This window comes from Planomonospora antibiotica (assembly GCF_014647955.1).
GTDB lineage: Bacteria > Actinomycetota > Actinomycetes > Streptosporangiales > Streptosporangiaceae > Planomonospora > Planomonospora parontospora.
This window is the reverse complement of sequence record NZ_BMQE01000009.1, coordinates 165,239-187,576: the sequence shown is the minus strand read 5'-3', so window position 1 is coordinate 187,576 and position 22,338 is coordinate 165,239. Positions and strand designations below refer to the sequence as shown.

The window sequence follows — 22,338 nt, the reverse complement described above, 5'->3', positions numbered from 1 at the left end:
CGGGATCGGGCCGTCCGGACGCCGCGGCGCGACCCTGGATTCCCGGGCTCCCCGGCGCGTACCCTGAGGCGGTGCTGAGGCGGACAATCACGGCAGCGGATCTCGCCTCGCCCGGGCAGCTCTCCGAGCTGCTCGACCGGCGGGCCTACCTGGCCGACGAGGGACTGGCGACGGCGGCGTTCCTCGCGCTGCGGATGGGCCGCCCGCTGTTCCTGGAGGGCGAGGCGGGCGTCGGCAAGACCGAGCTGGCCAGGACGCTCGCCGACGTGCTGGACGCGCCGCTGATCCGGCTCCAGTGCTACGAGGGGCTGGAGGGTTCCCAGGCCCTCTACGACTGGGACTTCGCCCGGCAGCTGCTGCACCTCAAGGCCGCCGAGGCGGGCGGCGGCGCCGACGCGGCCCGGCTGGAGGGCGAGGTCCACGACCGGCGCTTCCTGATCGCCCGGCCGCTGCTGCAGGCGGTCGAGACCCAGCCCAGCGTGCTGCTCGTCGACGAGGTCGACCGGGCCGACGTGGAGTTCGAGGCGATCCTGCTGGAGGTCCTGTCCGACTTCGCGATCTCCGTCCCGGAGCTCGGCACGATCCGCGCCCGGACTCCGCCGGTGGTGGTGCTGACCTCCAACCGCACCCGGGAGGTGCACGACGCGCTCAAGCGGCGCTGCCTCTACCACTGGCTGGAGCACCCCTCCTTCGAACGGGAGGTGGAGATCCTGCTGCGCCGGCTCCCCGAGTGCTCCAGGACGCTCGCCGAGCAGGTCGCCGGGGCCGCCGGGCGGCTGCGCGGGGCCGGGCTGGTCAAACCGCCCGGCGTCGCCGAGACCCTCGACTGGACCGAGGCGCTGCTCACCCTGGGCGCGCGCGAGCTGGACCCGGGGCTGGCGGCGGCCACGCTGGGCGCGCTGCTCAAGCACCGGGAGGACCACGAGGCCGTGCGCGGGAACGGACTCCTCGGTGCCTCCCGCGGCTGACGTCCCCGGCGCCCCCGGCGGTCCGCGGCGGGAGGACGCCGCGGCGGATCCCCTCGTCCCGGAGATGGCGCCGCGGGAGCTGGTGGCGGCCATGACGGGCTTCGCCAGGAGCCTGAGGGCCGCCGGGGTCCCCGCCGACCACGAGCGGACCCGGAGCCTGCTGCGCGCGCTGGCCCACCTGGACGCCGCCCGCCCCGGCGACGTGTACTGGGCGGGCCGTGCCACCCTGTGCGCCTCCGCCGACGACCTGCCCCGCTACGACCGGGTCTTCCGGGCCTACTTCGGCGGGGCGCGCCCGGGCCGCGCGCGGCAGGAGGCGGTCACCGTCACCCGGCACACGGTGCCGACCGGCGGGACCCCCGGCGAGCCCGGCGGGGATCCGCCCCTGGCCGCCGGAGCGAGCCCGGCGGAGGTGCTGCGCGGCCGCGACGTGGCCGGGCTGACCGCGGCGGAGCTGGCCGAGGTGCACCGGCTGCTCGCCCTGCTCCGGGCCGGGCGCGAGCGGCGCCCGTCCCGCAGGTTCCGGCCGGCGCGCCGGGGGCGGCTCGACGTCCGGCGGACGGTGCGCGAGGCCCTGAGCCGGGGCGGGGAGCCCGCCCGGCTGCACCGCCGCGCCAGGAGGACCCGGCCCCGCCGGGCCGTGCTGGTGGTGGACGTGAGCGGGTCGATGACCCCCTACGCCGACACCCTGCTCCGCCTGGCCCACGCCCTGGTCAGGTCCGAGCCCGGGGCCACCGAGGTGTTCAGCGCGGGCACCCGGCTGACCCGGCTCACCGCCGAGCTGCGCCACCGCGACCCGGACCGGGCGATGGAGGCCGTCTCGCGCGCGATCCCCGACTGGAGCGGCGGGACCCGGCTGGGGGAGGAGCTGCGGGAGCTGCTGCGCGGCGGTGACGCCCGGGGCGCGACCGTGGTGATCGCCTCCGACGGCTGGGAACGCGGCGACGTCTCGCTGCTCGGGACCCAGATGGCCCGGTTGTCTCGGACGGCGCACCGGGTGGTCTGGGTGAACCCGCACAAGGGCCGGGAGGGCTACCGGCCGCTCACCGCCGGGATGCGCGCCGCCTGGCCGTACATCGACGACTTCGTGGCGGGGCACAGCCTGGCCGCGTTCGAGGAGTTGGCCCGGCTGCTGGGAGGCGCCCGTGCGTGACGTGCTGTCGCAGATCGTCCGCTGGTGGGAGGCGGGGGAGACCTTCGGGCTGGCCACCGTGGTGGCCACGTTCCGCAGCGCGCCCCGCCCGCCCGGCGCGTCGATGGCGGTGCTCGGCGGGGAGGCCGAGGGCAGCGTCTCGGGCGGTTGCGTGGAGGGGGCCGTCTACGAGCTGGCGGGCGAGGTGGCCGCCTCCGGCGAGCCCGTCCTGCAGCGGTACGGCGTGAGCGACGACGACGCGTTCTCGGTCGGCCTGACCTGCGGCGGTGTTCTCGACGTGTTCGTGGAGCCGGTCTCCAGGCGGACCTTCCCCGAGCTGGGGGAGATCGCGGCCTCCGTGCGCGGGCACGAGCCGGTGGCGGTGGCGACCGTGCTGTCGGGTCCCGGCCGGACCGGGGCCCGCCGGGTGGTCTGGGCGGACCGCTCGTCGGGCTCGCTGGGCCCGGCCCGGCTGGACGAGGCGGTCGACGACGACGTGCGGGGCATGCTCGCACAGGGGCTCACCGGCGTCAGGCGGTACGGCGCGCACGGTGAGCGGCGCCTCGACGAGTTGTCGGTCTTCGTGCACTCCTTCGCCCCGCCGCCCCGCATGCTGGTCTTCGGGGCGATCGACTTCGCCGCCGCGGTGGCCAGGATCGGGAAGTTCCTCGGCTACCACGTGGTGGTGTGCGACGCCCGGCCGGTCTTCGCCACGGCCAGGCGCTTCCCCGAGGCCGACGAGGTGGTCGTCAGGTGGCCGCACGACTATCTGACCTCGGCCGCGGTGGACGAGCGGACCGTGATCTGCGTGCTCACCCACGATCCCAGGTTCGACGTCCCGCTGCTGGAGGTGGCGCTGCGCACCCCGGCGGGCTACGTCGGGGCGATGGGCTCGCGCCGTACCCACGCCGACCGGCTGGAGCGCCTGCGCGAGGCGGGGCTGACGGAGGCGGAGCTGGCGCGGCTCCGCTCGCCGATCGGCCTGGACCTGGGCGCCCGGACCCCCGAGGAGACCGCGGTCTCCATCGCCGCCGAGCTGATCCAGCTCCGCTGGGGTGGCACGGGCCGGCCGCTCACCGGCGGATCCGGCCGCATCCACGGTGACGGCCATGGTGAGGACGCGTGAGCCCGGGCGGAGGGGACGGCGGGGGCTGCGCGGGGCTGCTGCTGGCGGCCGGGGCGGGCGAGCGGCTGGGCAGGCCCAAGGCCCTGGTGGAGTTCGGCGGGGAGCGGCTGCTGGACCGGGGGATCCGGACGCTCCGCGACGGCGGCTGCCATCCGGTGGTGGTGGTGCTCGGCGCGGTGACCGTGCAGGTGCGCGGAGCCGTGGCCGTGCGCAATCCCGGCTGGCGCTCCGGGATGGGCTCGTCGCTCCGGACCGGCCTGGAGGTGCTGCCCCCGGACGCCGGGCATGCGGTGGTGGCGCTGGTGGACCAGCCGCTCATCGGGGCGGCGGTGGTCGGGCGGCTCGTCCGGGCGGGGCTGGACGGCGCCCCGATCGCGGTCGCCACCTACGGCGGCGCGCGGCGGAACCCGGTGCTGATCGCCCGGGAGCACTTCGCGGGGGTCGCGGAGCTCGCCGTGGGCGACGTCGGAGCCCGGCCGTTCCTCCGCGCCCACCCCGAGCTGGTCGTCGAGGTGCCCTGCGACGACCTGGGTGACCCGGCCGACATCGACACCCCCGCCGACCTGGCGAGACTGTCAGCGTCGCGATATGCGCAGTGAGGGGGCTCCGGCGTCTGGACTGAGGAGCGCGCGCAGCGAAGCGAGCACGTGACGAGGGAAGACGGCGGTTACCGGTCCCCGAGCCGCGACGCGTCAGCGTCGCGATATGCGCAGTGAGGCGACCGCGGCGCGGTGGTCGCTGCCGGCGGCGGGCTCGACGCCCGCGCTGGTCGCGGTGAGCCCCCGGTAGAGGATGTGGTCGGGGCGGGTGACCGGGAACGAGGCGGGCCAGGTGAATCCGAACCCCGTCCCGGCCTCCTCCTGGGCGTCGAGGAGCGGCGGGACCAGGTCGGCGCGCTTGCGGTCGGTGGTGGCGGTGTTGAGGTCGCCGAGCAGCAGCAGGCGCTCGCTGTCGTCGGCGTCGACGAGCCGCCGGGCGTGGGCCAGCGTCCGATCGCGCTGGGCCGTCTCCCCGGGGCGGGCCGAGGCCAGATGCACGACGTAGACGGTCACCCTCCCCTTGGGGGTCTCCACCACGGCCCGCAGCGCCCGCACCCAGTCCAGGCCGATGTCGGCCTGGCTCCGCTCGACGATGGGGAAGCGGCTCCACAGCCCGACCGTGCTGATCTGCACCTTGTGCGGGAAGAGGGTGTCGAGCTCCGCGGCCGCCGGGCCGCCGGGGGTCAGCTCCTGGGCGGCGAACAGGTCCCGGCCCTTGGCGACGGTCCGTACGGCCAGCCCGGAGGAGTCGTTGACCACGCCCACGTTGAGCGTGGCGACGGACAGGTCGCTGGGACCGCCCGGCGCGGTGCGCAGCAGGTCCGGGCCGAACATGACCCCCCACACCGCCGCGGGGAGCAGGGCCGCGGCGGCCGCGGCCCGCGATCTGGCCAGCAGCGCGCCGAGCAGCAGGAGGGGCACGGTGGTCCCGAGCCAGGGCAGCAGGCTCTCCAGCACGGGTGTGAACCCGCCGAACTCCGGTAGCAGCCCGTGCCCGCCGAGCACCAGGGACACCGCAACCGCCACCGCCACCAGCACCGCGACGATCACCCGCTTCAGCACACCGCTCCTCGTCCGCCGTCCGTCCGCCGTTCGGGAAAAGGCGTTCCATGCCCCGGAACGCGTAGGGTACTCGCCCCGGGCCCGGGGGTTGGTGCCGGGCGGCGGAGTCGATAGCCTTTGTTGCGGAGACAACGGAACAACATTCGGTTTCGTCGGCGTGCGGAAGGACGATCTCACGATGCGTATCGGTATGGCCCTGAACTACTCGGGGGGCTTCAAGGAGACGGTGGCCGAGCTGGCCGACTACGAGAAGGCCGGTCTCGACATCGTCTTCGTCGCCGAGGCCTACAGCTTCGACGCGGTCAGCCAGATGGGCTACATCGCGGCCAGGACCGAGCGGCTGCAGATCGCCTCGGGGATCCTGCCCGTCTACTCGCGGACCCCGACCCTGCTGGCGATGACCGCCGCGGGCATGGACTACGTCTCCGACGGCCGCTTCACCCTCGGGCTGGGCGCCTCCGGGCCGCAGGTCATCGAGGGCTTCCACGGCGTGCCGTACACCGCGCCGCTCGGCCGGACCCGCGAGGTCATCGAGATCTGCCGCCAGGTCTGGCGCCGCGAGCGCGTCGACCACCGGGGCAAGCACTACACGATCCCGCTCCCCGCCGACCAGGGCACCGGCCTCGGCAAGCCCCTCAAGCTCATCAACCACCCCGTCCGCGAGCGCATCCCCGTGGTGATCGCCGCCATCGGCCCGAAGAACGTCGAGCTCGCCGCCGAGATCGCCGAGGGCTGGGAGCCGATCTTCTACATGCCGGAGAAGGCCGCCGACGTCTGGGGGCCCTCGATCGCGGCCGGGAAGGCCAAGCGCGACCCCGGGCTCGGCGAGCTGGACGTCATCGCCCAGGCGAGCCTCGCCATCGGCGAGGACGTCTCGGGCTGGCTGGAGCTCGGCCGCCCCATGGCCGCCCTCTACATCGGCGGCATGGGCGCCAAGGGCAAGAACTTCTACAACGACCTCGCCCGCCGCTACGGCTACGAGAAGGAGGCCGAGCAGATCCAGGAGCTCTACCTGTCCGGGAAGAAGGACGAGGCCGCGGCCCTCGTCCCGCAGGAGCTGCTGGAGTCGATGTCGCTGATCGGCTCGGAGGGCTTCGTCCGCGACCGGCTCCAGGCGATGCGGGAGTCCGGCGTGACGACGATCAACGTCACCCCGCTCGGCCGCACGCACGACGAGCGCATCCGGCTCATCGAGAAGGTCGGGGAGCTCGCCTCCTGACGCGCCCGCGGGCCCCGGTCGCGGCCGGGGCCCGGACCCGCCCGAGGGATCCGGGTCCCTCCCGCGCCGAGGGATCCGAGCTCTTCCCGCGCCGAGGGATCCGGCCCCGCCCGCGGGCCCGGCCCCACGGCGGAGTCCTGTGGCCCCTCTCACACGGACGGGAGGAATGCCCCCGCAGGGAGGGGTGTTCCAACCCTTCGTGAGGTTCTCCCTGACGTCCGTGCGGCTGGTCGAGCGGCTCCACGTCGACCTGTGCCGTCTCAACGGCGATCTCTGTCGCTAGAACGCGCCTTCGAGTCCTTTTCCTCACCCCGCATGACCGTGTCCGCTCCGGCATGCCCTTTCTCGGAAGTCACGTTCGTGAAGAGATTCTCCTTCTCCCTGCAGCTCCTGCTGGGCCTGGTCGCCGGCGTCGCCCTGGGCCTGGCCGCCCGCGCCGGCGAGGTCGCCTGGCTCACCACCGCGCTGACCCAGGTCGGCTCGATCTTCGTCCAGCTCCTCAAGCTCGCCGTCCCGCCGCTGGTCTTCACCGCCGTCGTGGTCAGCGTGGCCAACCTGCGCAACGTCAACGGAGCCGCCCGGCTCGCCGGCAAGACGCTCGGCTGGTTCATGGCGACCTCGCTGGCCGCGGTGGCCGTCGCCATCGGCCTCGGCCTGCTGATCGACCCGGGCCGGGGCGTCACCATCGCCCTCGACGGCGCCAAGGCCGTGGACCTGGAAGGCGCCGGCACCTGGACCGACTTCCTGACCGGCATCGTCCCGACCAACATCGTCACCGCGTTCGCCGAGGTCAAGGTCCTGCAGATCGTCTTCCTGGGGATCGTGCTCGGCGCCGCCGCGATGGCGGCCGGCGAGAAGGCCGAGCCGTTCCTCGCGTTCAGCCGCTCCGTCCTGGAGCTGGTCCAGAAGGCCCTGTGGTGGGTCATCCGGCTGGCCCCGATCGGCACCGCGGGCCTGATCGGCAAGGCCGTGGCCACCTACGGCTGGGACCTGCTGGCCCCGCTGGCCAAGCTCAGCGCCGGCGTCTACCTCGGCTGCCTCGCGGTCCTGCTGGTGGTCTACCCGGCGCTGCTCTCCCTCGTCGGCAGGGTGAGCCCGGTCGCCTTCTACCGCAACGCCTGGCCCGCCATCGAGCTGGCCTTCGTCTCCCGCTCCTCGGTCGGCACCATGCCGCTGACCCAGCGCGTCACCGTCGAGCGCCTCGGCGTCGACCGCGACTACGCCTCCTTCGCGGTGCCGTTCGGCGCCACCACGAAGATGGACGGCTGCGCCGCGGTCTACCCGGCGCTCGCCGCGATCTTCGTGGCCCAGGTCTTCGGCGTCCAGCTCGGTCTCGGTGACTACCTGCTGATCGCCTTCGTCTCCGTGGTCGGCTCCGCCGCCACCGCGGGCCTGACCGGCGCGATCGTGATGCTCACCCTGACCCTGAGCACGCTCGGCCTCCCGCTGGAGGGGGTCGGCCTGCTGCTGGCGATCGACCCGATCCTCGACATGATCCGCACCGCCACCAACGTCGCCGGCCAGATGGTCGTCCCGGTCCTGGTGGGCAGGTCGGAGGGTCGCCTGGACGAGGACGTGCTGAACGCTCCGCCGCAGTCCCTGGAGGAACCGCCCGCCGCGGCGCCCGCCGGCCGGGACGCGGACTCCAGGGACGCCGAGCCCGCCCTGGCCTGAGCGGGCCCGCGCAGGCCGTACGGCCCGCACCCCGGCCGGGGTGCGGGCCGTACGGCCTGCGCGGGGCCCGGCGGGTCCCGCCGCGGAACCGGAGCGCGGGCGCGGGCACGGTAGACTAGACGATCGAGTTCCGATCACCGATCCGCCCCCGGGCCCGCCGCAGGGACAGGGCCCGCGGGGGACCCCGCAGAGACCCTGCGGGGCAAGGCGCTCAGGGCGCCCCCGCAGGGGAGGCGCCCATGACGCGTGAGGACGGGCCGGAGCTCCCCACACCGGACGACCAAAGAGCTGCTCGTCCCCAAGAGCGGCCGTACGCAGGAGAAACCAGTGGCGACGACGAACGACCTCAAGAACGGTCTCGTGCTCAAGCTCGAGGGCGGTGAGCTCTGGACGGTTGTGGAGTTCCAGCACGTCAAGCCCGGCAAGGGCGGCGCGTTCGTTCGCACCAAGCTCAAGAACGTGATGTCCGGCAAGGTCGTCGACAAGACCTTCAACGCCGGCGTCAAGGTCGAGGTGGCCAACGTCGACAAGCGCGAGATGCAGTTCTCCTACATGGACGGCGAGGAGTTCGTCTTCATGGACACCGAGACCTACGACATGCTCCACGTCTCCCGCACCGCCGTCGGCGACGCCGCCAACTACCTGCTGGAGAACATGCTCGCCACCGTGGCGATCAACGAGGGCAACGTGCTCTACGTCGACCTCCCCGCGGCGGTCGAGCTCACCATCGCCGAGACCGAGCCGGGCCTGCAGGGCGACCGCTCCACCGGCGGCACCAAGCCCGCGAAGCTGGAGACCGGCGCGGAGATCAAGGTCCCGCTGTTCATCACCACCGGCGAGAAGGTCAAGGTCGACACCCGCACCGGCGATTACCTCGGCCGCGCCTGATGTCGGCACGCGGTAAGGCGCGCAGGCGCGCGCTGGACGTCCTGTTCGAGGCCGAGGCGCGCGGGGAGGACCCGCTCCGGGTGCTCGCCGAGCGGCTCGAGCGGGCCGACCCGCCGGTCAACGAGTACACCTCGACGATCGTCGAGGGCGTGTGCCGCCACCGGTCGCGCATCGACGAGCTGATCACCACCTACGCCGAGGGCTGGACGCTCGACCGCATGCCCGCGGTCGACCGCAACCTGCTCCGCGGCGGCACCTACGAGCTGCTCTGGATGCCCGACGTCCCCGAGGGCGTCGTCATCAGCGAGTGGGTCGGCCTGGCCTCCGAGCTGTCGACGGACGAGTCGCCGCAGTTCGTCAACGGGCTGCTGGCCCGGTTCAAGCAGCTCAAGCCCTCCCTGGCGCTGTAGCGGCCCCGGCCCGCGGAGGGTCCGCCCCTTTCTGCGGACGGGCGGGTGCCCGCGCGCGTCGCCGGTTCCACCGGCGCGGCGTAGGCTGGGCTCGTCACCGACGAAGGAGGCGATCGGAAGTTGCATGCCGTAGGCACCTCACGACAGCCCGGGGCTCCGGCGGTCCGCACCGCCGTCGTCTGGGACGTCCTGCGGGCGGCGCTGGCCGATCGCGTGGCCGTGACCGGCCGCGACCGACTCGACATCGTCGACGCCGGGGGCGGCACCGGGGGCTTCGCCGTGCCGCTCGCCGCGCTCGGGCACGCCGTCACGGTCGTGGACCCCAGCCCCGACTCGCTGGCCGCGCTGGAGCGCCGCGCCGCCGAGGCGGGAGTGGGCGTCCGCGCGCTGCAGGGCGACGCGGCCGACCTGGGCGAGCTGCTCCCGGCCGGCGGCACCGACCTGGTGCTCTGCCACAGCGTGCTGGAGTACGTCGAGGACCCCGCCGACTCGCTGGCCGCCATGGCCCGCCTGCTGCGGGAGGGGGGCATGGTCAGCGTGCTCGCCGCCAACCCGCTGGCCGCCGCACTGCACCGCTCCGTCTCGGGCCGCTTCGACGAGGCCCTGAAGGTCCTCGGCGACCCCGAGGGCCGCTGGGGCGACCGCGACCCCACGCCCCGGCGCTTCACCCGCGAGTCCCTGGTGCGGCTCCTCGGCGCCTCGGGCCTGCGGCCGGGCGAGGTCCACGGTGTGCGCGTCTTCGCCGACCTCGTGCCGAGCAGGCTGCTCGACGGCGAGCCCGGGGCGGCCGGAGCGCTGATCGCCCTGGAGCAGGCGGCGGCCGAGCACCCGGTCCTGCGCGACATCGCCTCCCAGCTGCACATCCTCGGCCACCGATGAGGCCTGCACCGAACGGGTGTTCCCATAGGATGGCGCCGTGTCGAGGAAACAGCAGGTGCCCCGCCCCGGTTCCGACCTCGGCGGGGACGACAGCGGCTGCCCGATCCTCCATGCCGACATGGACGCCTTCTTCGCGAGCGTCGAGCTGCGGGAGCGGCCCGAGCTCGTCGGCACGCCCGTCATCATCGGCGCGCCCGGCCCGCGCGGCGTCGTCCTCAGCGCCACCTACGAGGCGAGGAGGTACGGCGTGCACTCGGCGATGCCCATGACGCGGGCCCGGCGGCTCTGTCCACGGGCCACGGTCATCCCGCCGAGCCACGGCAAATACTCCGAGGTGTCCCGCGGCGTCATGGAGATCTTCCGGACCTTCACCCCCGAAGTGGAGCCGATAGCCTCCGACGAGGCCTTCCTGGACGTCTCGGGGGCGCGCCGGCGGCTCGGTCCGCCGGCCGGGATCGCCGCCATGATCCGCGAGCGGGTCGCCGCGGAGCACGGCGTCACCTGCTCGGTCGGGGTGGCGAGCAGCAAGCTCGTGGCCAAGCTCGCCTCGCAGCACTGCAAGCCCGACGGGCTGTTCGTCGTGCCCGCCGACCGGGTGGTGGACTTCCTGCACCCGCTGCCGGTGGCGGTCCTGTGGGGCGTGGGGGAGCGCACGGAGCGCTCCCTGGCGCGGCTCGGCGTGCGGACCGTCGGCGACCTCGCCAGGACGCCGGTGGAGACTCTCCAGCGCGAGCTGGGCCGGGCCTCCGGCGCGCACCTCGCCGCGCTGGCCTGGGGCCGCGACGACCGGCGGGTGACCCCGCACGTGCCCGACAAGAGCATCGGCGCGGAGGAGACCTTCGCCGTGGACGTCGACGACCCGGTGGAGATCCGCAGGGAGCTGCTCCGGCTCTCGGAGCGGGTCGCCGCGAGGCTCAGGGCGGGCGGCCACGCCGGCCGCACGGTCAGCGTCAAGCTCCGCCGCCCCGACTTCACCACGCTCTCCCGGTCCCGGACCCTGGCCGAGCCCACCGACGTCGCCCGGGAGCTCTACTCGGTCGCCTGCGACCTGTACGCCGCCTCCGGCCTGGAGGGGGCCCTGGTCCGCCTGGTCGGGGTGCGGGTGGAGAACCTGCTCCCCGCCGACGCGGCCCCCCGGCAGCTCGCCCTCGGCGAGCGGGAGGCGGGCTGGCGGGAGGCCGAGCGGGCGATGGACCGGGCGGCGCAGAGGTTCGGCCGCGACGCGGTGCTCCCGGCCTCGCTCGTCCGCATCCGATCCGAGGAGGAATAGCCGTGATCGCACCTCCGGTTTGGACTACGTTGGACGTTTTCTTTCGTCTACGTCTACAGCCTCGTATTCTGGGGATAACCGACCGCGAGGTTCGGACACCCCGTGTCGTCCGTCACCGTTTTCCCCGTCCTGGGGCTGTCCTTGGGAGGCGCCGTGCCGCTCTCTGAGCACGAGCAGCGCCTGCTCGACCAGATCGAGCAGGCCCTCTACGCCGAGGACCCGAAGTGGGCCAATACCGTAAGGATCAGTGATCCGCGCAGTCACTACAAGCGGCGTCTGGTGAAGGCCTCCATCGGCTTCGTCCTCGGCGTCGTCCTGTTGATGGTCGGCGTTGTGATCAACCTCATCCCTCTCGGCGTCGGCGGTTTCGTGGTCATGCTCGCCGCGTGCTTGTGGGGTCTGTCCAGTTGGAAGCGGATGAACGGGTTCGGTGAGGGTTCCTCATCCCCGGCTCCCCGCGGGCAGCGAGGAGGCAAGGCGGCGGGCCGCGGCGGCTCCCGTCAGAGCTTCATGGAGCGGATGGAAGAGCGCTGGCGCCGTCGCCACGACGAGCGCTGACCTCTCCCGCCTTCCGCGGGTCAGCGGATGAGCCGCCCTCCACGGGGCGGCTCACGGTTCGCCCGGCACCTTGGCGCGCCCCGGCGGCCCGGTGACGCCTCCGCCGTCCCTGAGGCCGGTTCCCGCTCCGGCCCGGGAGCGGACGCCGCCGGGTTCCCGCCCGGTCCGCGGCATGGGAAGAGGCATGGGAAAGGGCCCCGGCGCGCCGGGGCCCTTTCCCATGCCTCCGTCAGGCGTCCCTGCGGGCCGGGAGCCGGAGCCGGATGTTCCCGAGCCGGTCGAAACCGTCGAGTATCCGCGCCCCCGCCGCCCGCATCCGCAGCAGCGTGGACGGCGGGAGCAGGACGGCCCTGATCCGCCTTCCGCGCGGGACGGTGGCGGCCAGGGCCCGCCGGACGCGCCGGACGTCCTCGCTCATGGGCCCGGTCGCGCCGGGTGTCCTGGCGAAGAGCAGGCGCTCCACCGCCGCGGCGATCCTCGTCACCGAGGCCGCCGCCTCCGCGTCGAACCCGTACTGCCGCACCAGGCGCCGGGCCAGGGCCCGTGGGCTCTCGCTCGGCTCCCGCGCCATGCCGTAGTCGCACAGGGCGTCGTCGAGATCCGCCCAGGCCGCGGCCACCGCCGCCCCCGCCGCATTCCCGCGCTCGGCGCTGACCGCCGTGACGCCCGCAGGTTCCGGCGCCTGCCGGGCCGGCCCGGACTCCCGGGCGGGCGCGGCCTCCCTGGAGTAGAGGCTCCGCCGCCGCCGCCGCGTCCCGTAGCCGAGCAGCGCCGGGATCAGCAGGACCAGCAGGGCGGCCGCCGCGCCGATCCCCGCCTTCGCGGCGGCCGGCATCCCCTCGTCCACCGCGAGCGGCACGCCGCCGAAGTCGCGGTCGAGCGCGGGGTTGCGGCGGGCGGCGGACGGCCCGCTGGACGGGTCCGCGCCGGTGGAGCCGGCGCTCGGGGCCGCGGACGGCTCGTCACCCCGGTCGGTGAGGACCTCCGGGTAGGTGTAGGAGGGCCGGGAGGCGCTGGCCTGCCCGACCGGACCCGACGGGGTGGGCTCGAAGCGGAGCCAGCCCGCGCCCTCGAAGTAGAGCTCGGGCCAGGCGTGCGAGTCGTGCGTGCGCACGCTCCACCGGCCGGAGACGCTGCCGCCGCCGGTGTAGCCGATGGCGACCCGGGAGGGGATGCCCAGGACCCGGGCCAGCACGGCCATCGAGGCGGCGAACTGCTCGCAGTACCCGGACCTGCTGCGGAGCAGGAAGTCCGCCAGGGCGGAGCCGTCGTGGCCCTGCGTGGCCAGGCTGTAGGTGAACCCGCCCTTGGTGGTGAAGAACTCCTGGAGCAGGATCGCCTTCTCGTACGGGGTGGCGCCCTCCCCGGTGACCTCCTCGGCCAGCCGCCGGATCTCCGAGGGCAGGTCGTCGGGGAGCGGCAGATATCTCTCCCTGATCGCCTCGGGGGCCGGCCCCGCCGCCTTGAGCATGGCCGCCGTGGGCCTGGGCTCGGCGCTGACGACCTCGTAGGAGGCCCCTCCGGCGGTGTCGGTGTGGGAGAACACCATGAGCGTCTCCCGGTCGGGCCGCCAGTCCCCGTCGATCCGGATCGTGCCCGGCGGGTACGGCAGCGGCAGGAACTTCAGGTCCCTGACCTCCTCGCTCACCGTGATGCGGGTGGTGACCTGGGAGGCGGGCACGCCCGGACCCTGCCCCGGGGCGGGGGGCAGCGGCCCCGCGGAGGTGCGGTCCTCGGGCCGCCCGGTCGGCTCCGTCATCGTCCACTGCTCGCCGTCGAAGACGTCCAGCGAGTACAGCCGCAGGTAGCGGGAGGAGTTGTCACTGGTCAGATAGGTGAGGACGGTGGAGTTGGCCGGCAGCGAGAGCTCCCGGCGCAGGTTGGCCACCGGATTGGGAAAGCTGATCGCGTTGCCGCTCCCGCCCTTGCCGCTGCCCACGCCGAAGCCGAACAGCGGGTCGGGCTCCAGGGTGGGCAGCAGCGAGGGCAGCAGGATGGCCAGGGCGATCGCGGTGAAGCCGACCCGCTTGCCCGACAGCCGCAGGGCGGAGGGGTCGTCGGCGGGCCGGGGCGCGACGAAGGAGGGCGCCCGGCGCACCAGCACCGTCCGCCCCCAGTGGCCGACCCGCTCCCGCCCGTCGGCGACCAGCAGCCCCAGGAAGCCCAGCGCGCCGAGGACGACCACCCACCACCCCAGCGGGTCGTCGAGGAACGAGGCGGGCACCACGAACAGCGACAGCAGCGGCAGGCCGGCCAGTGCGGCCCGCCGGAGCCGGACCGCAAGGAAGTCGACGCAGACCGCGATCAGCCCGACGCCGGTGCAGGTCAGCAGGGTGATCCCGGGGCTGGAGGGGACCGGGACCGCGAACCGCTGGATGTCGGTGAACCCGTCGGCCGCCAGCTCCGCCAGCCGGAGGACCGAGTCCTTGGTGGGCACCGCCAGGGCCCACGCCTGCGGACCGGTGAACACCGCCGTCAGGTAGATCCAGACGGCCGTCAGCTGCGCCGGCGGGACCAGCCAGTACGGCAGCGTGTAGTGGGCGGCCAGCATGCCGATCCCGGTCACCACGAGGATGATCCCGAGGCTGGTCCAGAACCAGGCGCCCCCCTGGAAGAGGGGATGGAGCGCGATCGCCACCGCTGCGGTGGCCACGCCGGACATGACGGGAAGTCTCATGAGCCGCCTCCGGTGAGTGCGAATCGCCCGCGCTGCGCCGCGTCCGGCCAGACGTCCGCGATCGGGACACCCGCCGGGAGCCGTACGATGCGCCAGCCCGCTCCGGCGAGCACCGCCTGCGCGGCCCGGTACTCCCGGCCGTCGGCGAGCTCGGGCCGGTCCCAGCCCGCCACGTCCAGGAGGACCGCGACGCCGGTGACGTTGCCGTGCCTGAGCCGGGCCAGGGACTGCGCCTCCTCCAGGGTGACGCCGCCGAGCACCGCCACGATCAGCCCGTCTCCGCCGCCCTGCCGCAGCGCGGTGACGCCGTACTCCAGCGACCGCGCCGAGCTGGTCCGGGCGACGGCGAGGGTGTCCAGCAGCGACCAGCTCTGCCCCGTGTCGGTGAGATGCTCGGCACCCTGGTCGGTGACCAGGCGCAGGCCCAGCCCTTCGTGGGCCAGGTGGACGCCGATGGAGGCCGCGGCCGAGACCGCCACCTCGAAGGAGGAGCGGGGGCCCTCGCCGCGGTGCGCGTGCCTGCGGGTGTCCAGCAGCAGCGCGCCCCGGCTCTGCCACTGCTGCTCCTCGCGCCGGACCATCAGCTCGCCGTACCGGGCGGTCGAGCGCCAGTGCACCCGCCGCAGGTCGTCGCCCTGACGGTACTCGCGCGGCGCGATGTCGTCGTCGCCCGCCGCCGCCACGCTCCTGGTACGGCTGTCGCCCCCGCCCGTCCACTCGCCGGACAGGCGGACGTGGGGGAGGGCCACCACCTGGGGGGTCACCACCAGCGTGTCGCTGACGGTGAACGACCGGGTCAGCTCGACCAGGCCGAAGGGGTCGCTGATCCGGATCGAGAGGGGGCCGATGGGGAAGCGGCCGCGCAGGTCGGAGCGGACCCGGTACTCGATCTCCCGGACGCCCCGCGGTTCCACCCGGTCCAGGACGAACCTGGGCCGGGCGCCGAGCGCGTAGGGGACGGTGTCCTCGATCATCAGCAGGCCGGTGGGCAGCCGGGTGACGTTCTCCAGCCGGAGGGTCACGGAGGCCTCGCTGCCGACCTCGGCCCGGGGCGGGTCGAGGCGCCGCGCGCAGCTCAGCCGGTAGCGGGTGCGCGCCACCACTACGGCCGCGATCAGCGGGAGGGAGACGACGAGCACTCCGACGCGGAGCAGGTCGTGCTCCCCGATGAAGAAGGCGCAGGCCAGCGCCGCGAGCCCGGAGGCCAGGAAGGACCGGCCGCGCGTGGTGAGCGCCCTGAGCCCGGTCATCACGCCCCCATCCGGCACGGCGGGACGGCCGGAGGCGCCCAACCGCGTCCGCCGCGCCGGCCGCGGCCACGGAGCTCATCGGGGGAGCCGGTCCGCCCGTCCCGCGGGCTCATCGGGCCTGCGCCTCGGGTACGGGCACCCGGCGGACCAGTTCGGCTATCACCTGCTCGGGCAGGCGGCGCTGGCCCTGGGCCTCGACGCTGGGCAGCAGGCGGTGGGCCAGCACGGGCAGGCACAGCTCCTGCAGGTCGTCGGGGATGACGTAGTCGCGCCCGGCGAGCGCGGCGTGCGCCCGGGCCGCGCGGACCAGCTGCAGGGTGGAGCGCGGGGAGGCGCCGAGCCGCAGGTCGGGGGAGCGGCGGGTGGCGGTTACCAGGTCGATCGCGTACTTCTTGATCGGCTGGGAGACGTAGACCGCACGCACCGCCTCGATCAGGGCGCGGACCTCGGCGGTGGTGGCCACCGGCTCCAGCTTGTCGATCGGGGAGGTGGCGCCGTGCACGTCGAGCATCTCCAGCTCGGCGGCGGGCTCCGGGTAGCCCATCGCGATCCGCGCGGTGAAGCGGTCGCGCTGCGCCTCGGGGAGGGGGTAGGTGCCCTCCATCTCGATCGGGTTCTGGGTCGCGATCACCATGAAGGGCGCGTCGAGCGCGTAGGTCGTGCCGTCGACGGTGACCTGGTGCTCCTCCATGCACTCCAGCAGGGCCGACTGCGTCTTGGGCGAGGCGCGGTTGATCTCGTCGCCGACCACGATGTTGGCGAACACCGGCCCCGGCTTGAACTCGAACTCCCGGGTCTGCTGGTTGTAGGCGCTGACCCCGGTGATGTCGCTGGGCAGCAGGTCGGGGGTGAACTGGACGCGGCGCACCGGGCAGTCGATGGACCGCGCCAGAGCCTTGGCGAGCATGGTCTTGCCGACGCCGGGCACATCCTCGATGAGCAGATGGCCCTCTGCCAGCAGGACGGTCAAGGTCAGGCGGATGACGTCGCTCTTGCCCTCGATGACCGATTCGATCGCCTCCCGGATCCGGTGCGCGGTGGCCACCAGGTCGTCGAGCCGAGGTGAGACGTCATGGGTTACTGCCACCAGGCCTCCATGAGGGTGCGGCGGTTGCGCGCCGGGGGTACGTGTTGCGGGGGCCGACGTGGCCCCTCTCCCATTGTGAGTGCCGACCCTACGTCTCCGCGGGTTCCTCGGCGACTTTATGCGGTCATTGAGGTCTATTTCGGGTGAATGGCCCACAGTATGCGCGATGAATGTTCGATTCTCGGGGACCCCGGGTGCGGATCCCGTGCCGATCCGCGACCTCTCCGGCACGCGCTCCGCTCCTGCCGGCCCGTGCTCCGTCCGGTGCGGACCCCGCGCGAGGCTCTGGCGCCCCGCCGACACGCCCGTGGCGATCGGGGGCCCGCTCGCCCGCTCGCCCGCTCCACTCGGCCCCACCCTCGCTGACCTGGGGAAATATCGACCAATTCGGGCGCGGAGCGGGTCGGAATCAGTTGACGGTGGGGAGAAGTGGAGTATGGTGGTGCGCAGTGGAGGGCTGAGCCGTGGAGAGAGTGCAGCGCTGAGCGTTCCACTGGGCACGGGAGGTGAGGGCCGATGTTCCTCGGCACTCATCATCCGCGCCTCGACGACAAGGGACGGCTGTTCCTGCCGGCGAAGTACCGCGAAGAGCTGGCGGAGGGTCTGGTGATCACCAAAGGCCAGGAGCGCTGCCTCTACGTATTCCCCGTAGAGGAGTTCCAGCGCATCACCGAGGCTCTGCGAACCGCGCCGGTGACCGCGAAGGCGGTCCGTGACTACAGCCGCGTCCTCTTCGCCAGTGCGTCCGACGAGTTCGCTGACAAGCAAGGCCGTGTCACCATCCCGCAGGCTCTGCGTGAATACGCCCGCCTGCAGCGTGACTGCGTGGTCATCGGTGCCAACACCCGGTTGGAGATCTGGGACGCGCAGGCCTGGGACGCCTATCTGGCCGACCAAGAGCAGGCTTTCGCCGACCTGTCGGAGGAGGTGCTGCCAGGGATTCTGTGATTCCACGGTCGACTCATGGTGAACACGTCGTTCGGCGAGGTCTCCACCCGCAACCAGTCGCGCGCCAGCTGATGCACCTTCCCCGGTGTCAGGTGGCGCGAGGACACGCGGGTGCGGATGGGGACCTGGCCGGGCGGCCCCGGGGTGGGGGCCCGTCAGGGCCCGCTTCGTGAACCCCGTACTCTGCGGTGGCGGCGCCGGGACGGCGTCTCCCCGCGTTGCCACCTCGCTCCATCGGAAGCCTCGCCCGGTCCGCGCCCGTCGCGGGCCGGGCGAGGCTGGTCGGCGTCCGGACCGGGGCTCCTCGTCGCCGTGTGGCGGGCCCGTCCGGGAACGCCGCCCGTGGCGGGAGAGGCCCGCGAAGCAGGTTCCACGACACCGATGAGCGTCCGCCGCGTATCCGCGAGCGAGGCGGCGAAGGGGGGGTGTGCCCGATGCACGCCGAGAACGACAGGCACGCCGAGAACGACAGGCACGCCGAGAACGACAGGAACGATCCTCAGGGGCCGGGCGGGCACGTGCCCGTGATGCTCGACCGCGTGCTCGAACTGCTGGCTCCCGCGCTGGACCGGCCCGAGCCCGTCGTCGTCGACGCGAACCTCGGCCTCGGCGGGCACGCCGAGGCCCTGCTCGCCGCGCACCCCTCGCTCCACCTCGTCGGGATCGACCGCGACCCCACCGCGATCGAGCGCTCCACGGCCAGGCTCGCGCCGTACGCCGGCCGGACCACGCTGGTCCGCGCGGTCTCGGACGAGCTCGCCGACGTGCTGGCCGGGATCGGCCGCCGGAGGATCGACGGCGCCCTGTTCGACCTGGGCGTCTCCTCGCCCCAGCTGGACGAGGCCGAGCGGGGCTTCGCCTACTCCTACGACGCGCCGCTGGACATGCGGATGGACCGGGAGGAGGAGCTGACGGCCGAGAGCGTCGTCAACACCTATCCCGTCGCCGATCTGATCCGGATCCTCCGGGATTACGGTGAGGAGAGATTCGCCCCGCGTGTCGCGCACCTAATTGCCAAGGAAAGGGCCAGGGAAGCCATAACGTCTACCAAGCGGCTTGCGGAGATCGTCCGTACGGCGATCCCCGCGGCCACGCGGAGAACCGGGGGAAACCCCGCAAAAAGAACGTTCCAGGCGTTGCGGATCGAGGTGAACGCGGAGTTGACGGCACTGGAGAGGGCGCTGCCCGCGGCACTCGACGCGCTGACGCTGGGCGGGCGCGTCGTCGTGCTCGCCTACCACTCTCTCGAGGATCGGCTGACCAAGCAGATCCTCACCGCGCGAACCCGGGACACCAGCCCCCCGGGGCTGCCCGTCCCGCTCCCGGCTCACCAGCCGAGGTTCGCCCTGCTGACGAAGGGGGCCGAGCTCCCGAGCGAAGAGGAGGTGGCCCGCAACCCGCGGGCGGCCTCTGCCCGGTGCCGGGCGGCAGAAAGGATCCGTGAGGCAGTTGACGAGAGCTGAGGCAGACGTCCGCCGCGCCGCGCCCGGCCGTGACAGGCGGGCCCCGCGGGTCCCTCGCGTGGCACCGTCCGGCCGCAGGCCCAAGCCCGCCAAGGCGGCGCCCGCCGCGCCTGCGGCCCAGGGGGCTCAGGCCGCCGCGGCCCAGGCGGGCTCCCCGCCGGGGCGCGCGCCGAGGGCTCCCTTCGTGCTGCTCGTGGTCGGGCTGCTCTGCGGCGGCCTGGTCACCCTGCTGCTGCTGAACACCGTCCTGGCCCAGAACGCCATCCGGGAGAGCGACCTGCGCAGGGAGCTCCATCAGCTCAGCCTCCAGAAGCAGAAGCAGAAGAGCGAGAACATGCAGCTGGAGATGCCCCGCCAGGTGGCCGACGCGGCCGACCGGCAGGGGATGGTCCCCGACGATTCCGCCCGCGTGATCGACTCCGACGGCCTCCCCGGCGGCCGGGTCGCCAGCGAGGGCCAGACGCCCGTCGGGCAGGAGCGAGTGCCGGGCACGGGTCGATGAACGACAGCGGTGGTCGCGGTCCCGGTGCCGGCCGCGGTGGCTCCGGCCGCCGCGGCCCTCGCCGTCCCGACCGCCCCGAGGGTCCGGGCCGCCCCGAGGGTCCGGGCCGTCCCGAAAGTCCCGGCCGTCCCGACGGACAGGGCGGGCAGAGCGGCGCGGAGGGCACCGGCAGGCCCGGGGCCCGGGGAGGGGCGGGTCGGCCCGTGCCCCCCGGCGGGCGCGGTGGGACGGACGGGCGGGGCGGGCCGGCCCGCCCCGACGGCCCGGGGCGCTCCGACGGTCCCGGCAGGACTGGCAGGAGCGGCGGCTCCACGCGCTCCGGAGGGGCCGGGGAGCCGGACGCGACCGGCCGCCCGGCACGGAACCGGCGACCGGCCGCAGGCGACGGGCGGAACGGTTCGGAAGGGCAGAGCAGAGCCGGAGGAAGCAGGTCCGGGGGGCAGGGCGGAGCCCGCGGGTCCGGGGGGCCGGCCGGAGGCGGCAGGCAGAGCCGGGCGGGGAAGCCGGACGGTCCCGGCAGGCCGCCGCGCCCCGCGACGCCCGCGCGGGCGCCCCGTCCCGACGCATCCGGCCGGCCGGGCCGCGCCGAGGCCCGCCCGGGGGCGCAGGGAAGGCCGGGCCGCGCCGAGCCGGCCGGCCCCCGGCGGTCCGGGGGGCCGGGCCGTACCGATCCGGTGCGCCCGGACGCGCCCGGCCGGCCGGGCCGTGCCGAGCCGGTCCGTCCCGCGGGGCCCGGCAGGCCCGCCCGCCCGGAGGGGGCCCGCCCCGCGCCCGGACGGCCGGGTCCGCGTCCCGTGCGTGAGCGCGACGACGGACCGGCCGACCCCGGGCGCACCTCCCGCATGCGGCCCGCCGGGCCCCGCGGGCCCGTGCGGCGGACGGGAGAGGGCGCACCGCCCCGCCCGCCGGCACGTGCGCCGATGGTGCTGCACCTGGGCAACCCCGGCAGGCGGATCAGCATCGGCCTGATCGCGATGACCTTCGTGCTCTCCGTCTTCGCCGGCCGCCTGGTCCAGCTGCAGGGCCTGGACTCCAAGGTGTACATGGCCGAGGCGGCCAGGCAGCGCGTCCAGGAGGAGCGGATCCCCGCCCGGCGAGGTTCGATCACCGACGTCAACGGGCACGAGCTCGCGCTGACGGTCGAGGTGCGCGAGATCTTCGTGGACCCGCTGGAGGTGACGCCCGCCAAGCGCGCCCAGGTGGCGGCGATGCTGGCCGCGGAGCTCGGCAGGCCCAAGGAGTGGATCGCGGCGGAGATCGCCGACACCGGCAAGCGCTACGTCCCCATCGGGACCGTCGACCCGATCCACGCCCAGAAGGTGCTCGCGCACGGCTTCAAGGGGGTCGGGAGCAGGCACGAGTACCGCAGGGACTACCCCGGTGGAGACCTCGCGGGCACCCTGATCGGCTTCGTCGGGGACGACGGCGGCGGGCTGAGCGGTCTGGAGCTCGTGCACGACAAGCTGCTGGCCGGGCGCGACGGCCAGCAGAGCATCGAGACCGGCCGTGACGGGCAGCGGATCCCGATGACCCGCAGCACCCGGCGGCAGCCGGTGGAGGGCCGGGACGTGCGGCTCACCATCGACCGGGACATCCAGTGGGCCGCGCAGCAGGCGATCGCCGAGCAGGTCGCGGACACCGGGGCCCGCACCGGCAGCGTCATCGTGATGGACGTGCAGACCGGCCAGGTGGTGGCGATCGCGAACGCGCCCGAGTTGAACCTGAAGGACTGGGAGAAGACCTCCGCGGAGAGCTGGGTCAACCGCGCCGTGGCCGACGTGTTCGAACCGGGCAGCACGAACAAGGTGATCACCGCGGCGGCGGCGCTGGAGTCGGGGGCCGTGCGCCCCGAGACCGTGTTCACCGTCGCGGACGACATCAGGTGCGCCGACAAGGTGCTGCGCGACTCCCACCCGCACCCCACCGAGCGCCTGACCTTCTCCGGTGTGGTCGCCACCTCCAGCAACGTGGGCACGATCCTCGCCGCGCAGAAGGTGGGCGACGAGAAGCTCCACGAGATGCTGCGGCGCTTCGGGTTCGGTGCCAAGCCCGGTGCGGGCCTCTACCGGGAGGAGGCCGGCCTGCTGCCCCCGTGGAAGGAGTGGTCGGGCAGCCAGCGCTGCACGATCGCCTACGGCCAGGGCATCTCGGTCACCGCGCTGCAGACCGCCAGCGTCTACCAGACCATCGCCAACGGCGGCGTGCGGATCGCCCCGTCGGTCGTGGCCGGCACCACCGGCGCCGACGGCTCGCTCGTGCCGACCGCTCCGGCGAAGCGCACCCGGGTGGTCGGCGAGCGCACGGCCCGCGAGGTCTCGCTGATGCTGGAGGCCGCCGTGAGCGCGGAGGGCACCGGCAACCTGGCCTCGATCGAGGGCTACCGGGTGGCGGGCAAGACCGGCACCGCGATGCGCTACGACGCCGCCTGCCAGGGCTACTGCGGCTACACCGCGACCTTCGCGGGCTTCGCCCCCGCCGACAAGCCGCGGCTGGTCGTCCTGGCGGTCATCCAGGACCCCAGGAAAGGCCACTACGGAGGCGAGATCGCGGCCCCGGTCTTCAAGAAGGTGATGACGTTCGCGCTGAAGAGCAGGAAGATCCCGCCCACCGGCACCGAGCCGCCGGCGGTGCGGATCCGCGCCGGGGAATGAGCGGGGACGGTACGCTCTCGCCGTGCGTCCCCCGT

19 protein-coding genes are annotated in these 22,338 nt (G+C 74.1%); 15 read left to right on the top strand and 4 right to left on the bottom strand.

Annotation, left to right across the window (positions count from 1 at the left end; genetic code table 11):
• Positions 1 to 71: 71 nt before the first annotated feature.
• From IEZ06_RS11550 to IEZ06_RS11535, 4 genes are read left to right on the top strand one after another with little or no spacing between them, the layout of a single operon-like run.
• Complete coding sequence (locus IEZ06_RS11550; protein ID WP_189236668.1) at positions 72 to 968, top strand: AAA family ATPase; 897 nt, start codon at positions 72 to 74, stop codon at positions 966 to 968.
• Positions 952 to 2,121, top strand: coding sequence for a vWA domain-containing protein (locus IEZ06_RS11545; RefSeq protein ID WP_229797961.1), 1,170 nt, complete (start codon positions 952 to 954; stop codon positions 2,119 to 2,121). Before IEZ06_RS11550 ends, IEZ06_RS11545 begins: the two co-directional genes overlap by 17 nt.
• Positions 2,114 to 3,226 (top strand): XdhC family protein, encoded by a 1,113-nt coding sequence (locus IEZ06_RS11540; protein WP_189236667.1) that lies wholly within the window; start codon positions 2,114 to 2,116, stop codon positions 3,224 to 3,226. Before IEZ06_RS11545 ends, IEZ06_RS11540 begins: the two co-directional genes overlap by 8 nt.
• Positions 3,223 to 3,825, top strand: a complete 603-nt coding sequence (locus IEZ06_RS11535; RefSeq protein ID WP_189236666.1) for a nucleotidyltransferase family protein — start codon at positions 3,223 to 3,225, stop codon at positions 3,823 to 3,825. The genes IEZ06_RS11540 and IEZ06_RS11535 overlap by 4 nt, the downstream gene beginning before the upstream one ends.
• 93 nt (positions 3,826 to 3,918) lie before the next feature.
• Here the strand turns inward: IEZ06_RS11535 and IEZ06_RS11530 are convergent, their stop codons facing one another.
• On the bottom strand, positions 3,919 to 4,827 hold the full coding sequence (locus IEZ06_RS11530) for an endonuclease/exonuclease/phosphatase family protein (protein WP_189236665.1): 909 nt from the start codon (positions 4,825 to 4,827) through the stop codon (positions 3,919 to 3,921).
• 178 nt (positions 4,828 to 5,005) lie between these two features.
• Here IEZ06_RS11530 and IEZ06_RS11525 point away from each other — a divergent pair, with 178 nt between their 5' ends.
• The 7 genes from IEZ06_RS11525 to IEZ06_RS11495 all read left to right on the top strand — a co-directional run bounded on the left by IEZ06_RS11525 (position 5,006) and on the right by IEZ06_RS11495 (position 11,725).
• Positions 5,006 to 6,046, top strand: a complete 1,041-nt coding sequence (locus tag IEZ06_RS11525) for an LLM class F420-dependent oxidoreductase (protein ID WP_189236664.1) — start codon at positions 5,006 to 5,008, stop codon at positions 6,044 to 6,046.
• A 360-nt stretch (positions 6,047 to 6,406) separates the two neighbouring features.
• Entirely contained in the window at positions 6,407 to 7,720 is a 1,314-nt protein-coding gene (locus IEZ06_RS11520) for a dicarboxylate/amino acid:cation symporter (protein WP_189236663.1), read from the top strand.
• Positions 7,721 to 8,047: 327 nt separating this feature from the next.
• A complete protein-coding gene (gene efp / locus IEZ06_RS11515; RefSeq protein ID WP_068894172.1) occupies positions 8,048 to 8,608 on the top strand; it encodes an elongation factor P in 561 nt (186 codons plus the stop codon).
• Positions 8,608 to 9,018: a transcription antitermination factor NusB gene (gene nusB, locus IEZ06_RS11510; protein WP_068894171.1), complete on the top strand. Its 411-nt coding sequence runs from the start codon at positions 8,608 to 8,610 to the stop codon at positions 9,016 to 9,018. Before efp ends, nusB begins: the two co-directional genes overlap by 1 nt.
• 120 nt (positions 9,019 to 9,138) lie before the next feature.
• On the top strand, positions 9,139 to 9,897 hold the full coding sequence (locus tag IEZ06_RS11505) for a class I SAM-dependent methyltransferase (protein ID WP_189236662.1): 759 nt from the start codon (positions 9,139 to 9,141) through the stop codon (positions 9,895 to 9,897).
• A 37-nt stretch (positions 9,898 to 9,934) separates the two neighbouring features.
• Positions 9,935 to 11,167, top strand: coding sequence for a DNA polymerase IV (gene dinB, locus IEZ06_RS11500; RefSeq protein ID WP_189236661.1), 1,233 nt, complete (start codon positions 9,935 to 9,937; stop codon positions 11,165 to 11,167).
• A 153-nt stretch (positions 11,168 to 11,320) separates the two neighbouring features.
• Complete coding sequence (locus IEZ06_RS11495; RefSeq protein WP_068894447.1) at positions 11,321 to 11,725, top strand: SCO2097 family morphological protein; 405 nt, start codon at positions 11,321 to 11,323, stop codon at positions 11,723 to 11,725.
• A gap of 229 nt (positions 11,726 to 11,954) precedes the next feature.
• Here the strand turns inward: IEZ06_RS11495 and IEZ06_RS11490 are convergent, their stop codons facing one another.
• From IEZ06_RS11490 to IEZ06_RS11480, 3 genes are all read right to left on the bottom strand, one after another.
• Entirely contained in the window at positions 11,955 to 14,402 is a 2,448-nt protein-coding gene (locus IEZ06_RS11490) for a transglutaminase TgpA family protein (RefSeq protein WP_189236660.1), read from the bottom strand.
• Positions 14,399 to 15,652, bottom strand: coding sequence for a DUF58 domain-containing protein (locus IEZ06_RS11485; protein WP_229797959.1), 1,254 nt, complete (start codon positions 15,650 to 15,652; stop codon positions 14,399 to 14,401). Before IEZ06_RS11485 ends, IEZ06_RS11490 begins: the two co-directional genes overlap by 4 nt.
• Before the next feature lie 109 nt (positions 15,653 to 15,761).
• Positions 15,762 to 16,739: an AAA family ATPase gene (locus IEZ06_RS11480; RefSeq protein ID WP_189236658.1), complete on the bottom strand. Its 978-nt coding sequence runs from the start codon at positions 16,737 to 16,739 to the stop codon at positions 15,762 to 15,764.
• 516 nt (positions 16,740 to 17,255) lie between these two features.
• Here IEZ06_RS11480 and mraZ point away from each other — a divergent pair.
• From mraZ to IEZ06_RS11460, 4 genes are all read left to right on the top strand, one after another.
• Positions 17,256 to 17,687, top strand: coding sequence for a division/cell wall cluster transcriptional repressor MraZ (gene mraZ / locus IEZ06_RS11475; protein ID WP_068894165.1), 432 nt, complete (start codon positions 17,256 to 17,258; stop codon positions 17,685 to 17,687).
• Between the two features lie 527 nt (positions 17,688 to 18,214).
• The gene (gene rsmH, locus IEZ06_RS11470) at positions 18,215 to 19,150 is read left to right on the top strand and encodes a 16S rRNA (cytosine(1402)-N(4))-methyltransferase RsmH (protein ID WP_229797978.1); all 936 of its coding nucleotides are present in this window, start codon (positions 18,215 to 18,217) and stop codon (positions 19,148 to 19,150) included.
• A gap of 58 nt (positions 19,151 to 19,208) precedes the next feature.
• Positions 19,209 to 19,652 carry a cell division protein FtsL gene (ftsL, locus tag IEZ06_RS11465; RefSeq protein WP_189236656.1) on the top strand — a complete coding sequence of 148 codons (444 nt, stop codon included), beginning with the start codon at positions 19,209 to 19,211 and terminating at the stop codon, positions 19,650 to 19,652.
• Between the two features lie 923 nt (positions 19,653 to 20,575).
• Complete coding sequence (locus IEZ06_RS11460; protein WP_505851850.1) at positions 20,576 to 22,303, top strand: peptidoglycan D,D-transpeptidase FtsI family protein; 1,728 nt, start codon at positions 20,576 to 20,578, stop codon at positions 22,301 to 22,303.
• Positions 22,304 to 22,338: the final 35 nt, after the last annotated feature.

Excerpts from the sequence above, each read along its gene's own strand:
- IEZ06_RS11525 (WP_189236664.1), top strand. The coding sequence starts at position 5,006 with ATGCGTATCGGTATGGCCCTGAACTACTCGGGGGGCTTCAAGGAGACG.
- nusB (WP_068894171.1), top strand. The coding sequence starts at position 8,608 with ATGTCGGCACGCGGTAAGGCGCGCAGGCGCGCGCTGGACGTCCTGTTC.
- IEZ06_RS11490 (WP_189236660.1), bottom strand. The coding sequence starts at position 14,402 with ATGAGACTTCCCGTCATGTCCGGCGTGGCCACCGCAGCGGTGGCGATC.
- IEZ06_RS11485 (WP_229797959.1), bottom strand. The coding sequence starts at position 15,652 with ATGACCGGGCTCAGGGCGCTCACCACGCGCGGCCGGTCCTTCCTGGCC.
- mraZ (WP_068894165.1), top strand. The coding sequence starts at position 17,256 with ATGTTCCTCGGCACTCATCATCCGCGCCTCGACGACAAGGGACGGCTG.
- rsmH (WP_229797978.1), top strand. The coding sequence starts at position 18,215 with ATGCTCGACCGCGTGCTCGAACTGCTGGCTCCCGCGCTGGACCGGCCC.